This window comes from Bradyrhizobium sp. sGM-13, assembly GCF_018398875.1.
Classification (GTDB): Bacteria; Pseudomonadota; Alphaproteobacteria; order Rhizobiales; family Xanthobacteraceae; genus Bradyrhizobium.
The window spans coordinates 67,821-81,020 of sequence record NZ_JAGWDK010000023.1; the positions used below are offsets into that span (position 1 = coordinate 67,821).

Sequence of the window (13,200 nt, forward strand, 5' to 3'; positions counted from 1 at the left end):
ATTTCAATCTGTTCCGACGAGGAACTCGAAACTATGAAGCGAGCTTCATAGTTGCTTTCTGGGCATCCCGCCTAAGAACTAGGCGCCGTGTATGTTTGCCTAATATCGCTTCAATCGACTGGCTTACGGCTTCCAATGCCCAATTTTGAAAGCCGCCAGATGCCCGGCGATGTCCGCAGGGTCGAACGCAGGGCCGGCAAAGGCGCCGATGGCACCAGGCGTGCCGGGAGCCGTCCCCGGACGGCCCATGGCGGCGTCGTAGAGTTCGGGCCTGAAGACCGCCATGGCAGTCTTCAGCGCATCGGGCCGCATCTGCGTCTGTCGCCAGCGTACCATTTGCGCGTAAAGCCAGGCAGCTTGCGCCGGATCGGGCCGGCCCGCCCCCTCGCGCCCGACCAGCAGGTAGCGGCCGCTCTCGCGCCGCTGGCCGTCCGGTGAAATCTTCAGTCGGCCGTCGAGGGTGCGCTGGATCACCTCGGCGCCGACGCCGAGCCGTTCGGGCCGCGCCAGGATATGAGCGGTCTCGGCGCGGTTTCCGGGCTCCTCGATGTATTCGGCGGCGTGGGCAGCCGCCCGGATCAGCGCAGCCAGCGCGTTCGGATTCTTTTCCGACCAGCTTTGCCTGACAGCGAGAACTTTTTCGGCCGCGCGCACCAAAATATCGGAGACGAAATGGAGGATGTGGCCGACGCCGAGATCGACCGCAACCGAGTTCCAGGGCGCACCGACGCAGAACGCATCGACATGGCCATTGGCGAGGCTGTCCACCATGTAGGGCGGCGGCAGCACCACGAGGCGAACATCCTCGTCGGGATCGACCCCGCCCGCCGCCATCCAGAACCGGAGCTGGTAGTTATGGGTGGAGAACGGAAACGTCATGCCGAACGTCAGCGGTTCCGCGCCGCTCTTGCGCCTGGCGGCAACGACGCGGGCGAGCGCCAGTGCCGTGGCCATGGGATCGAGCGGGTCGCCATCGATCTCGCTGATGATTGCGGCGTGCAGCGCCGGCGATACCGTGATCGCGTTGCCATTGAGGCCGAGATTGAATGGCGCAACGATCGGCACCTTGACGTGGCCCAAGCCCAGGCTCGAGGCGATCGCTACCGGCGCCAGCAGATGCGCCGCGTCGAACATGCCGATATTGAGCTTGTCGCGGACGTTGGACCACGACACTTCACGCACCAGCGTGACATCGAGCCCTTCGGCGGCCGTAAAGCCCTTGTCGACGGCGATGATCAGCGCGGCCGCGTCGACCAGGGGAATGAAGCCGATATGCAGCGGTGTCGTCATTTCAGCAGCTCCGACGCGGTCAGGATCGACTGCGCGATCTCGCCGATTTTCTTCTTCTCGCGCATCGCGGTGGAGCGCATCAGCACATAGGCCTCCTCTTCGGTGAGGCCCTTCACCTTCATCAGGATTCCCTTGGCGCGGTCGATCACCTTGCGCTCCTCGAGCGCCGACTTGGTGCGGTCGAGTTCGTCCTGCAGCTTGGAGAAGGCGTTGAAGCGGGAAATGCAGAGGTCGAGGATCGGCTTGATCCGTTCTTTCTTCAGGCCGTCGACAATGTAGGCGGAAACGCCGGCATCGACGGAGGCCTGGATCGAGGCCGCATCGCTCTGGTCGACGAACATCGCGATCGGCCGCCGTACCGCGCGGCTGACCTGGAACATCTGTTCCAGCACGTCGCGGCTGGGGTTTTCCAGGTCGATCAGGATTACATCGGGGTCGAGCGCATAGATTCGCGCCAACAGGCTCTGCATTTCGCTGATATGCACAACGCCGGTAAAGCCCGCCTCCCGCAACCCCTCTTCCAGGATTGCGGCCCGGATCGGACTTTCGTCGACAATGACGATTTTCGGCGACGACTCAGCGCTCATCGATCAACTCATACCCCGGCCGGGCATCCATAGCACGTCAGAAGCTGGCGCAAAGCCTTGTAATTATGGGCAATTAGGACTAGCTCGTGCCGATCAATCAGGCAGATGAAATATGCAACAGGCCGCTGCGCCCAAAGTCAGCTTTGTTTCCCTTGGGTGCCCCAAAGCGCTGGTGGATTCCGAGCGCATTATCACCCGTTTGCGCGCCGAAGGCTATGAGCTGGCCCGCAAGCATGACGGCGCCGACATCGTGATCGTCAACACCTGCGGCTTCCTCGACAGCGCCAAGCAGGAATCGCTTGGCGCCATTGGCGAGGCGATGGCGGAGAACGGCAAGGTCATCGTCACCGGCTGCATGGGCGCGGAACCCGAGCAGATCGAGGCGGCCTATCCGGGCGTGCTTTCGATATCAGGCCCGCAGCAATATGAGAGCGTGCTGGAGGCCGTGCACCGGGCCCTGCCGCCGGTCCATCATCCGCATCTCGATCTGGTGCCGCCGCAGGGCATCAAGCTGACGCCGCGCCATTACGCTTACTTGAAGATTTCCGAAGGCTGCAACAACCGCTGCAGTTTCTGCATCATCCCAAAACTGCGCGGCGACCTGGTGTCGCGTCCGGCCAATGACGTGCTGCGCGAGGCGGAAAGGCTCGTCGCAGCCGGCGTCAAGGAATTGCTCGTCATCTCGCAGGACACGTCGGCCTATGGCGTCGACGTGAAGTATTCCGAAAGCCCCTGGAAGGACCGCCAGGTCCGCGCCAAATTTTTCGACCTCGCCAAGGAACTCGGCGAACTCGGCGCCTGGGTGCGGCTGCAATATGTCTACCCGTACCCGCATGTCGACGAAGTCATCGGCCTGATGACCGAGGGCAAGGTCCTGCCTTATCTCGATATTCCCTTCCAGCATGCGAGCCCGGACGTCCTGAAAGCCATGAAGCGTCCCGCCGCGCAGGAAAAGACACTGGCGCGGATCAAGAAGTGGCGCGAGGAATGTCCTGACCTGACGCTGCGCTCGACCTTCATCGTCGGCTTCCCCGGCGAAACCGATTCCGACTTCGCCTATCTGCTCGACTGGCTGGAAGAAGCCGAGATCGATCGCCTCGGCTGCTTCAAATACGAGCCGGTCGCGGGCGCCGCCTCCAACGCGATCGGCAATGCCGTGCCCGACGAGATCAAGCAGGAGCGCTGGGACGCGCTGATGGCGCGGCAGCAAAAAATCTCCGCGCGCCGTCTCAAGCGCAAGGTCGGCACGAGACAGCAGATCATCGTCGATGAGGTCGGACCGACGGTCGCAAAGGGCCGTTCAAAAGCCGATGCGCCGCAGATCGATGGAGCGGTCTATCTTTCCAGCCGCCGCCCGCTGAAGGTCGGCGAGATCGTCACCGCGAAGATCGAGCGGTCGGATCAGTATGATCTGCACGGCAGCGTCGCGGGATTCTGAACACCGGACGCGGCTTGACATGGCGCACCGTTCGGCTGTATGGGCCATCGCCATGAAACTGAACTGGACCAACCGCCGCGCTTGCCTGCGTCGTCGCTCTGTCGACGATGATGGGTCGCGCCGTGTCCGACGACAACGCTGATTAGCTAGTTTCAGCCACGTTTTCGAGAAGGCCGCACCCTCAAAAGTGCGGCCTTCTTGCGTTTCGGCCTGCCCCTTCCCCCACCCCCTGAGGAGATCGACATGACCCATGCTGCCCATCCGTTCGACGCGCTGATGAACATCACCGCCCGCCCGCAGGCCGTGTTCGTTCGCGGCGAAGGCGCGTATCTGTGGGATGACGCCGGCAAGCGCTACCTCGATTTCATGCAGGGTTGGGCCGTCAACTGCCTCGGCCATTCGCCGCCGGTCGTTGCCGAGGCGCTTGCCGCGCAGGCAAAACTGCTGCTGACGCCAAGCCCCGCCTTCTACAACGGCCCCAGTCTGAAGCTCGCGCAAGCACTTCGCGAGAAGAGCTGCTTCGATCAGGTGTTCTTCGCCAATTCGGGCGCGGAGGCCAATGAAGGCGCCATCAAGCTCGCGCGGAAATACGGCACGAAATACAAGAACGGCGCGTTCGAAATCATCACCTTCGAAGGCGGCTTTCACGGCCGCACGCTCGCCACCATGTCGGCATCGGGCAAAAAGGCGTTCGAGCCGCTGTTCGAGCCAAAGGTATCGGGCTTCCGCAAGGCCAAGCTCAACGATCTCGATTCGGTGAAGGCACTGATATCGGACAATACGGTCGCGGTGATGCTGGAGCCGATCCAGGGCGAAGCCGGCGTCTGGCCGGCGACCGATCAATTCCTGAAGGAGTTGCGCGCGCTGACCAACGAGTACGGGCTGCTGCTCATCGTCGACGAGATCCAGACCGGCATGGGCCGAACCGGAAAACTCTTCCACTATGAGCATGCCGGCATCGAGCCCGACATCATGACCCTCGGCAAGGGCATCGGCGGCGGCGTGCCGCTGGCCGCCTTGCTCGCGACTGAACGTGCCTCCTGCTTCGAGCACGGTGACCAGGGCGGTACGTTCAACGGCAATCCGTTGATGTGCGCTGCGGGGCTTGCGGTGCTTGAGGAGGTTTCGAAGCCGGAGTTTCTGAAAGCGGCTGCGGATGCCGGCCTGTTCCTGGAAAGCGAGCTGCAGAAGCTATCCGCGCGCCACGGGCTCGGCGAAGTCCGGGGCCGCGGGCTATTGCTGGCGCTGGACCTCAAACTGCCGATCGGCGCGTCGATCGTAGCAGAAGCGCTCGCGGACGGCGTGCTCATCAACTCGCCGCAGCCCGATACGCTCCGCTTCATGCCCGCCCTCAACGTCACGCGCGACGAGATATCGATGATGATCGATTGCCTCGACGCGATTTTGGTGAGGGCGGGAGCGGCAAGGCGGGTGGCGTAAGGCTCTCGGTCATTCCGGGGCGATGCGTAGCATCGAACTACGATGCGCAATTGCGCATCGGAGAATCTCGAGATTCCGGGTCTGGTGCTAACGCACCATCCCGGAATGACGGCGGGGCTCACGGCCGAAGGATCGCCGCCCCCGTCGTCGCCCGGCTCTCGAGTTCGGTATGTGCCTTCGCCGCGTCCTTCAGCGCGTAGGCATGGTTGATCGGCACGTGGAGCTTGCCATTGATGACGGCGGCAAACAGCGTGTCGGCGCCTTCGAGCAGCTCCTTGCGGGTGCTGACATAGTCATTGAGCTTCGGCCGGGTGGCAAACAGCGAGCCGTGATTGTTGAGCTCGGCAAGCGGGAACGGCGGCACCGGACCGGAGGCGTTGCCAAAACTGACGAACAGGCCGCGTGGCCGCAGGCACGACAGCGAGCCCGGGAAAGTGGTCTTGCCGACTCCGTCATAGACGACGTCGCAGAGCTCGTTCCGGCTGATCTGCTTGACGCGCGCCACGAAGTCTTCCTCGTTGTAAAGGATGACGTGGTCGCAGCCATTGGAGAGCGCGAGATCGGCCTTCGCCTTGGAGCCCACGGTGCCGATCACATGTGCACCTAACGCCTTGGCCCATTGGCAGGCCAACAGACCGATCCCGCCCGCGGCGGCATGGATCAGCACGCGATGGCCAGGCTCGACCTTGAAGGTCTTGTGCAGGAGGTACCAGACGGTCAACCCCTTGAGCATCAGGACCGCGCCCTGCTCGTAGGTGATGTGGTCGGGTAGCTTGACCAGCTTGTCGGCCGGGATCACCCGCTCGCCGGCATAGCCGCCGAGCGTAAAATAATAGGCGACGCGATCGCCGGGATGAAAATTGGTGACACCCGGGCCGACGGCTACGACCTCGCCGGCGGCCTCGTTGCCCGCAATGAACGGCAGCCCCGGTGCCTTGTAGAGGCCGGTGCGGAAATAGACGTCGATGAAGTTGAGACCGACGGCGTGCTGACGGATGCGGACCTCGCCAGGTCCCGGCGCCGGCACCTCCACATCTTCATACACCAGGGCTTCCGGACCCCCTACCTTGTGCACGCGCACAGCCTTGGTCATGACAGTCTCTCCCTCGGTATTTCCTGGAACGTCCAACCTGAAGGCGAAACGAAAGCCATCGCCGGGCGGATGTCAACTCACCTGCCGGCTTCTGGCGGCCTTCTTGCGGTTACGCCTGGCGAGCACATTGAACATTTCGACCGCGGCCGCGAACAACATGGCAAAGTAGATGTAGCCGCGCGGGATATGGAAGTGGAATCCGTCCGCCACCAGCGCCACGCCGATCAGCACCAGAAATGCCAATGCCAGCATCTTGGTGGTCGGGTGATTGGCCACGAACCGGGCCACCGGACCCGACGAGACGTACATGACGACGCATGCGATCACGACGGCGGCGATCATGATCTCCAGATCCTGCGCCATGCCGATCGCGGTGATGATCGAGTCCAGGGAGAACACGATGTCGATGATGATGATCTGCACGATCACCCAGAAGAATGCGCTAGCCCTGGGTTCGGCATCGACCTCACCATCGTTCGCCTCGACCTCGCCATGAATTTCATGCGTCGCCTTCGCTATCAGGAAGGCGCCGCCGGCAATCAGGATGATGTCCCGCCAGGACAGTTCGACATTCCTTATCGTGATGACGGGCTCCGTCAGGCCGATCAGCCACACCAGCAGGGTGAGCAGTACGATGCGGAACACCAGCGCCAGCAGCAAGCCGATTTGACGCGCGCGTTTGGCCTGCGCCGGCGGGATGCGCGAGACGATCACCGAGATGAAAATGACGTTGTCGATGCCGAGCACGATTTCCAGCGCCGTCAATGTCAACAGCGCCGCCCAGGCTTCCGGACTGGTCAATAATTCCATCATGCCCTGAACGACTTGATTTGCCGGATCACGGCGTCACTTCCTATTACGTAAGTCGCAATGGCGCACAGTGCGGCGACGATGGGAGTGCCCACGTCGAAATCGCGGATGAGCGTATAGATCGCCAGCACGGCTCCAATGGCCATCAGCCACAGGGTCAGCCAGCGTAGCCGCACCACCCGGATCGGATGCAGCACATGAAACGGGGCGAATGTGAGAGCGATCAGGATTGCGATTCCGAGAGTTGAGAGTGCCGGCGGCAGGTGCAGCAAGAACAAATAAAACGCCGCCGCGTTCCACAGCGCCGGAAAGCCTCGGAAGTGGTTGTCGGACGCCTTCATGCGCCGGTCCGCGAAATAGAGCGCGCCGGAAACCATAATGCCGATGCCCAGCAGCGGCGCCGCCACCGGCAGCAGCAGCCCGCTCGCGGTGATGGCATAGGCCGGAACGAAGACGTAGGTCACGAAATCGACGACGAGATCGAGCACGTCGCCCGACCAGTTCGGCTGCAGCCGCACGACATCCAGCTTTCTCGCCAGCGGCCCGTCGATGGCATCGATGATCAGGGCGACGCCAAGCCAGCCGAACATATTGGCCCAATGTTCGCGGACGGCCTCGAGCATCGCCAGCAGCGCGACGCCCGCGCCCAGCGCCGTGAAAATGTGTACGGCGAACGCGGCGGCTCGCATTCGGCTGGTCGCGGGGACGGAATCTGGCTCTGTGGTCTGGTCCATTGCTCCGGCAGTGCTATCAGGAATCGCCCCGATTTGCATATCGGCGCTTTGCGGCGTTCCGCCGCGCGATTGAGCGGAAACATTTCGGCCGGTTGACGGCTTGAAAATGCCGGACCGAGCGTCAATTGTCCCGATATGAATGACGCATCTCAAGTTTATGACGCTGCCGTGATCGGCGGCGGGCCAGCGGGCCTGACTGCAGCCGTCGCGCTGGCCGCTACCGGCGCGAGAACCGCCCTGCTCGCCCGCCGCGCCCCCTATGCCGACAACCGCACCACGGCGCTGTTGGGGGCTTCCACCGAGTTGCTCGAACGTCTCGAGGTCTGGCCGCGCTGCCGGGACAAGGCTGCCGCCTTGCGGATCATGCGCCTTGTCGACGACACCGACCGGCTGATCCGCGCACCCGAGGTGCGGTTTTCCTCGGACGAGATCGGTCTCGAACAGTTCGGCTACAACGTCGACAACCGATCGTTAATGATTGCCCTCGAAGAGCGCGCCGCCGAACTTTCCAATTTGACTCGATTTGACGATGAAGCCGCTGCGATCGACCCGCAGGATGCCATCGTCGCCATCCGTACCGGTAAGGGCGAGCAGTTTTTCGCGCGGCTCGTGATCGGCGCAGACGGACGGCAATCGCCGTCCCGCGAGGCGGCCGGCATCAAGACCAGCCGCCGCGACCTTCATCAGTCGGCGCTGACCTTCAACATCTCCCATTCTCGACCGCACAACGGCATCTCCACCGAGTTTCACACCGCGCAGGGTCCATGCGTATTCGTGCCCCTGCCCGGCAACCGCTGCAGCGTGGTGTGGGTCTCGGCAACCAGAGAAGCGGAGCGGCTGATCGCGCTTGGCGACGAGGAATTGTCGGAAGCCACGGAAAGGCAGTCGCACTCCATTCTCGGCCGCGTCCAGGTCGAAGCCGGGCGCAACCTGTTTCCGCTGACGATCGAGCGTCCCGAGCAATTCGCCAGCCATCGTGTCGCGCTGGTCGGTGAATCCGCCCACGTGGTGCCGCCGATCGGCGCCCAAGGCCTCAACATGGGATTGCGCGATGCGGCCGATGTCGCCGATATCGCCGGCAATGCGATCTCGCGAGGCGAGGATCCGGGGTCGCCCGCCGTGCTGGCGCGCTATCAAGCCGCGCGCCGTGCCGACGTCGCAAGCCGGCTGATCGCGATCGATGTCGCCAACCGTTCATTGCTTAGCGATTTCCTGCCCATGCAATCGCTGCGCGCGGCCGGCATGCACCTGCTCGGCTCGTTCGGCCCGCTGCGGCGGCTTGCGATGCGCGAGGGGCTGGCGCCGACCTGGAAGCGCGTGAGCTAGCTTCGGACGCCAGCGTGAGGGCTGCGAACCTGGCCCCACTCTACTTTGCATGGGGTTGTTTTCGCGATTTTGTGTCTCCGCGCCACGCTTACGGGAACGCCATCCGCCCGCTCTGGATGAACCACATCACGCTGGTCAGCGTGACCACGGAGGCGAAGGTTCCGATCAGGACGGCCACCGACGCCGGCTCGATCCAGGTGTTGTTCTGCCGGGCGATCACGAACACGTTCAGCGCCGGCGGCAATGCGGCCATCAGGACGGCGGTCGCGGCCCAGGGCTGCGCGAACGGGCCAAAAAGCAGCATCAGCCCGAACACGATGAGCGGATGGATCAGGAGCTTGATCGCGATCACGCCGGGCACTTCCCAGGGCACGCGATCGAACGGGCGCAGCGCCACGGTAACGCCCAGCACAAACAGCGCCGTCGGTGCCGCCGCGTTCTGGAGAAATAGCAAGGTCCTGTCGACGGCGACCGGGACTTGAATGTGCAACGCCGCGACAAGCGCTCCGGCGGCGGCCGACATGATCAGCGGATTGAGCACGATCTGCCGCACGGCGACGCCAATGGCGTACAGGAACGACGGATGCTTGCGATCGCTCAGCGCCATCAACAGCGGCACGATCGTGAACAGGAAAATGCTGTCGCAGCAGAAGATCAACGCCGTCGGCGCCGCTGCCTTGGCTCCGAGCACCGCCAGCGCCAGCCCGGGGCCCATATAGCCGATATTGCCGTAGGCGCCGGCAAGGCCCGCCATCGTCGCCTTGCGCAGCGACAGTTCGCCGATGATGCGGCCTGTCACCATGGCAAGCACGAAAACGCTCACGGTCGCCAGCGTGGTTGCGATCAGAAATGGCGGGTTGTTCAGTTCGGAAAATGGCGTCTCCGACATGATGCGGAACAGCAAGGCCGGCAGCGAGACGTAGAGCAGAAAGAAGTTCATCCAGGCGAGGCCCGATTCCGGCAGCCTTCGGGTCTTGCCGCAGGCAAAGCCGATGAAGATCAGGCCAAAATAGGGGAGCGCGAGGTTGAGGATATCGACCATCTGGTCAAGCGTCTTTTCGTCAGTGATTTTGGGGAGATGGCGCCGGATATGGCCACCACGCGTAAAGGTTAATTCGTCCTATTGCCCCTAGCATCGGCCACAATCATGGTCTATTCGACGGGACATGATCAAAGCGCGCACCGCCAAGTTTCAGATCGGGCAGATCGTCCGCCACCGGGTATTTTCATTCCGTGGCGTGATTTTCGATATCGATCCGGAATTCAACAATACCGAGGAATGGTGGTTGTCGATCCCCGAAGAGGTTCGGCCTGACAAGGATCAGCCGTTCTATCACCTGCTCGCGGAAAACTCGGAGTCCGAATACGTCGCCTACGTCTCCGAGCAAAATCTGCTGCCGGACGATTCCGGTGAGCCGATCCGGCACTCGCAGGTGGCCGAGATCTTCGTGAAGGACAAGTCCGGCGGCTACCGCCCGCGCAACCCGTCACTCAACTAGCATTCTTCTTCCGGCAACGAAAAAGGCGCCCTGGTCGGGCGCCTTTTGTTTTGTCGAATGGCGCGGCTGTTACTTCGCCGCCGGATTTGCAGTGGCGCCCGGCTGGGTGCCCTCCAGCTTCTTGCGCTGCTCCTCAGCACGCTTCTGCAGCTCTTCCTGCAGCTTCTTCTGGTTTTCCTCGAACTGCTTCGGATCGGTCGGCGGACCGTCAAAGGCCTTGGCGAATTCACCGGCGAGCGGCAGCGGCAGCGTCAGCGGCGCGCCGTTGGAATTGATCGCCTGAACAACCAGATTCTGGCCCTTCTTCAAGTTGGCGATCAGTTCGGGGGTTGCTTCGTAGTCCGACATGCAGCCGTTCTGGAAGCAGATCACATAGGGGCCCTGCTGCGGCGGATTGCTATCAATGATGATCCGAGTTCCGTGCACGAGCTGCATGCCGAGTGGCAAGGTCACGCGAAGGAGCTTCTTCGGCTCGCCTTCCGGCTCGATGATGACGGCGGCGATGACGGGTTGGCCCGACTCAATGCGGCCGTCCTTGCCGGTGAAGCAAACCTGCTTGGCGCCGGCTTCCTGACCCTTGAGGCAGAACTTGGTCCAGGGCGCGTAGATTAGCTGGACCTGCTGCTCCTGTGGCGGGGCGGCGCCGGGAGCGCCAGCCGGAGGGGCTTGTGCGGCGGGAGCGCCGGCGGGACCCTTGGGAGCAGCCTTCGGAGGCGCTTTCGGAGCGGCAGGCGCGGGGGCAGCCTTCGGGGCCCCAGGCGCTGGCGCGGGCTGCTGAGCTTGCGCGCCCGGCGCGATCAACGTTGCCGATAATGCCGAGGCCGCCAACAGGGCCAAGACGTGCCCACGCGGCCGAATCGACGCGGCGAAGATACGGAAATTCATTGCGGAAAACCCTTTCTGAACCGGAGCGCCCGAAACCGCTACAGGCACCGACACCAACCCGCGCTGGGGCGGCTGTCTCGTTGGCAATTGAGGCGGATACGTGACCGGCGTTCCCGCGGTCATCAACTGCCCGCCTTCAATACAGCGGCAGACGAAAAGATCAATGCCGACAAGCATCTTTGGCGTTCCCCGCAGGCCGAGGCCGAAGCCTATGGTAAAGCTTTCTTCGTGCGCAATTTCGAATCAGATCGCTGCCCGCCTATGACCCGCTCCGGTCGTATCCGCCTGCGTGTGCTCGCGCGCATTGCCCTGGCGCTGGCTGTGACGCCGCTCGCGCCGGTCCACGAAACCAGAGCGGCCGAAAGCCACGCGCTGGCGATGCACGGCGCGCCTGCCCTTCCCGCCGGTTTCACGCATATGCCCTACGCCAATCCCGAGGCGCCGAAGGGCGGACGGCTGGTCTGGGGCGCCTTGGGAACCTTCGACAGCCTCAACCCCATGATCGTCCGAGGCCTCGCGGTTCAGCAGATCAGGAGTTTTGTGGTCGAGAGTCTGATGACGCGCGGCAATGACGAGGCTTTCACGCTCTATGGCTTGCTGGCCAAAACCGTCGAGACCGACGACGCGCGCAGCTACGTCTCGTTCCACCTCGACCCGAGGGCGCGCTTCGCCGACGGCAAGCCGGTCACGGCAGAGGACGTCCTGTTTTCGTGGGCCTTGCTGCGCGACAAGGGGCGCCCCAATCACCGCCAGTATTATTCCAAAGTCGTAAAGGCCGAAGCACCCGATCCGCTCACCGTGCGGTTCGATTTCGGCGGCGGCAACGACCGCGAGCTGCCGCTGATCCTCGGGCTGATGCCCGTCTTGCCGCGGCATGCGGTCGATCCGGCAACGTTCGAGGAAACCACGATGACCGGACCGGTCGGTTCTGGCCCCTATCGCGTCACCGCCGTCAAGCCGGGCGCCAGCGTCACGCTGACCCGCAATCCCGACTATTGGGGCCGCGACCTGCCGGTGAATCGGGGATTGTGGAACTTCGACGAGATCAGGCTCGACTTCTATCGCGAGTCCAATGGCCAGTTCGAGGCATTCAAGCGTGGCCTATATGACTTTCGCGCCGAGCACGAGCCGCTGCGCTGGCATGAAGGTTACGATTTTCCGGCCGTCCGCAACGGCGAAGTGATCCGCGACACCATCAAGACCGGAATGCCGCAGCCCTCGGAATTCCTGGTGTTCAACACGCGGCGTCCGGTGTTTTCAGACATCCGCGTGCGGCAGGCCCTGACGCTGCTGTTCGATTTCGAGTGGATCAACCGCAATTACTTCTTCGGACTCTACGCGCGCGGGGCTGGCTTCTTCGCAGGGTCCGAACTATCCGCCTACGCCCGCCCGGCCGACGAGCGCGAACGTGAACTCTTGAAGCCGTTCGCCGCACGGATCCGGCCGGATATTCTCGATGGCACGTACCGCCTGCCCGTCACCGACGGATCGGGCCGCGATCGAACAACGCTGCGCCAGGCGCTGAGCTTGCTGTCGGACGCCGGCTACGATCTCGATGGAGCCGTGCTGCGGCAGCGTTCGTCCAGGACGCCGCTCACCTTCGAAATCCTGGTGACGACGCGCGACCAGGAGCGGATTGCGCTTTCCTATCAGCGCGACCTCAAGCGCGCCGGCATCGAGGCCAACGTCCGTGCGGTCGACCCCGTGCAGTTCGACCAGCGCCGGCTGGGGTACGAGTTCGATATGCTGCAGAACCGCTGGGACCAGTCACTATCCCCCGGCAACGAGCAGTTCTTCTACTGGGGCAGCCAGGCCGCCGACATCCCCGGCACTCGGAATTACATGGGGGCCAAGGAGCCCGCCATCGATGCCATGATCGCTGCCCTGCTCGAGGCGCGCGAACGTCCGCCTTTCGTCTCCGCGGTGCGGGCGCTCGACCGCGTACTGATGTCGGGCTTCTACGCAATTCCAGTGTTTAACGTGCAGGAGCAATGGATTGCGCGGTGGAATCGGATAGAACAACCTACAGCGACCGCGTTGACGGGCTATCTGCCGGAAACCTGGTGGCAGAAGCCGGAAATGAAGTGAACTCGCCAAG

The 13,200-nt window shown here is 63.1% G+C and carries 12 protein-coding genes; 5 read left to right on the forward strand and 7 right to left on the reverse strand.

What is annotated here, in order from left to right:
- Positions 1–123 precede the first annotated feature (123 nt).
- Positions 124–1,290 carry a CmpA/NrtA family ABC transporter substrate-binding protein gene (locus tag KJQ96_RS28355; RefSeq protein ID WP_213289669.1) on the reverse strand — a complete coding sequence of 389 codons (1,167 nt, stop codon included), beginning with the start codon at positions 1,288–1,290 and terminating at the stop codon, positions 124–126.
- Complete coding sequence (locus tag KJQ96_RS28360) at positions 1,287–1,877, reverse strand: ANTAR domain-containing response regulator (RefSeq protein WP_028346026.1); 591 nt, start codon at positions 1,875–1,877, stop codon at positions 1,287–1,289. Before KJQ96_RS28360 ends, KJQ96_RS28355 begins: the two co-directional genes overlap by 4 nt.
- A gap of 112 nt (positions 1,878–1,989) precedes the next feature.
- Between KJQ96_RS28360 and rimO the strand changes: the two genes are divergently transcribed.
- Both rimO and KJQ96_RS28370 read left to right on the forward strand, forming a co-directional pair.
- Positions 1,990–3,315 carry a 30S ribosomal protein S12 methylthiotransferase RimO gene (gene rimO, locus KJQ96_RS28365; RefSeq protein WP_213289670.1) on the forward strand — a complete coding sequence of 442 codons (1,326 nt, stop codon included), beginning with the start codon at positions 1,990–1,992 and terminating at the stop codon, positions 3,313–3,315.
- Between the two features lie 243 nt (positions 3,316–3,558).
- Complete coding sequence (locus KJQ96_RS28370) at positions 3,559–4,755, forward strand: acetylornithine transaminase (protein WP_213289671.1); 1,197 nt, start codon at positions 3,559–3,561, stop codon at positions 4,753–4,755.
- Between the two features lie 118 nt (positions 4,756–4,873).
- Here the strand turns inward: KJQ96_RS28370 and KJQ96_RS28375 are convergent, their stop codons facing one another.
- The 3 genes from KJQ96_RS28375 to pcsA all read right to left on the reverse strand — a co-directional run bounded on the left by KJQ96_RS28375 (position 4,874) and on the right by pcsA (position 7,392).
- On the reverse strand, positions 4,874–5,848 hold the full coding sequence (locus tag KJQ96_RS28375; protein ID WP_213289672.1) for a quinone oxidoreductase: 975 nt from the start codon (positions 5,846–5,848) through the stop codon (positions 4,874–4,876).
- Positions 5,849–5,920: 72 nt separating this feature from the next.
- Positions 5,921–6,661 (reverse strand): TerC family protein, encoded by a 741-nt coding sequence (locus tag KJQ96_RS28380; RefSeq protein WP_213289673.1) that lies wholly within the window; start codon positions 6,659–6,661, stop codon positions 5,921–5,923.
- Positions 6,658–7,392 (reverse strand): phosphatidylcholine synthase, encoded by a 735-nt coding sequence (pcsA, locus tag KJQ96_RS28385; RefSeq protein ID WP_213289674.1) that lies wholly within the window; start codon positions 7,390–7,392, stop codon positions 6,658–6,660. The genes KJQ96_RS28380 and pcsA overlap by 4 nt, the downstream gene beginning before the upstream one ends.
- A 135-nt stretch (positions 7,393–7,527) precedes the next feature.
- On the opposite strand from pcsA, the gene KJQ96_RS28390 reads away from it, so the two are divergent.
- The gene (locus tag KJQ96_RS28390) at positions 7,528–8,718 is read left to right on the forward strand and encodes a UbiH/UbiF family hydroxylase (RefSeq protein ID WP_213289675.1); all 1,191 of its coding nucleotides are present in this window, start codon (positions 7,528–7,530) and stop codon (positions 8,716–8,718) included.
- 88 nt (positions 8,719–8,806) lie between these two features.
- On the opposite strand, the gene KJQ96_RS28395 is transcribed toward KJQ96_RS28390, so the two are convergent.
- Positions 8,807–9,760: an AEC family transporter gene (locus tag KJQ96_RS28395; RefSeq protein WP_213289676.1), complete on the reverse strand. Its 954-nt coding sequence runs from the start codon at positions 9,758–9,760 to the stop codon at positions 8,807–8,809.
- Positions 9,761–9,884: 124 nt separating this feature from the next.
- Here KJQ96_RS28395 and hspQ point away from each other — a divergent pair, with 124 nt between their 5' ends.
- Complete coding sequence (hspQ, locus tag KJQ96_RS28400; protein ID WP_028346018.1) at positions 9,885–10,217, forward strand: heat shock protein HspQ; 333 nt, start codon at positions 9,885–9,887, stop codon at positions 10,215–10,217.
- Between the two features lie 69 nt (positions 10,218–10,286).
- Here the strand turns inward: hspQ and KJQ96_RS28405 are convergent, their stop codons facing one another.
- Positions 10,287–11,102 (reverse strand): invasion associated locus B family protein, encoded by an 816-nt coding sequence (locus KJQ96_RS28405; protein WP_213289677.1) that lies wholly within the window; start codon positions 11,100–11,102, stop codon positions 10,287–10,289.
- Between the two features lie 261 nt (positions 11,103–11,363).
- Between KJQ96_RS28405 and KJQ96_RS28410 the strand changes: the two genes are divergently transcribed.
- On the forward strand, positions 11,364–13,190 hold the full coding sequence (locus tag KJQ96_RS28410) for an extracellular solute-binding protein (protein WP_213289678.1): 1,827 nt from the start codon (positions 11,364–11,366) through the stop codon (positions 13,188–13,190).
- The last annotated feature ends 10 nt before the right edge of the window (positions 13,191–13,200 follow it).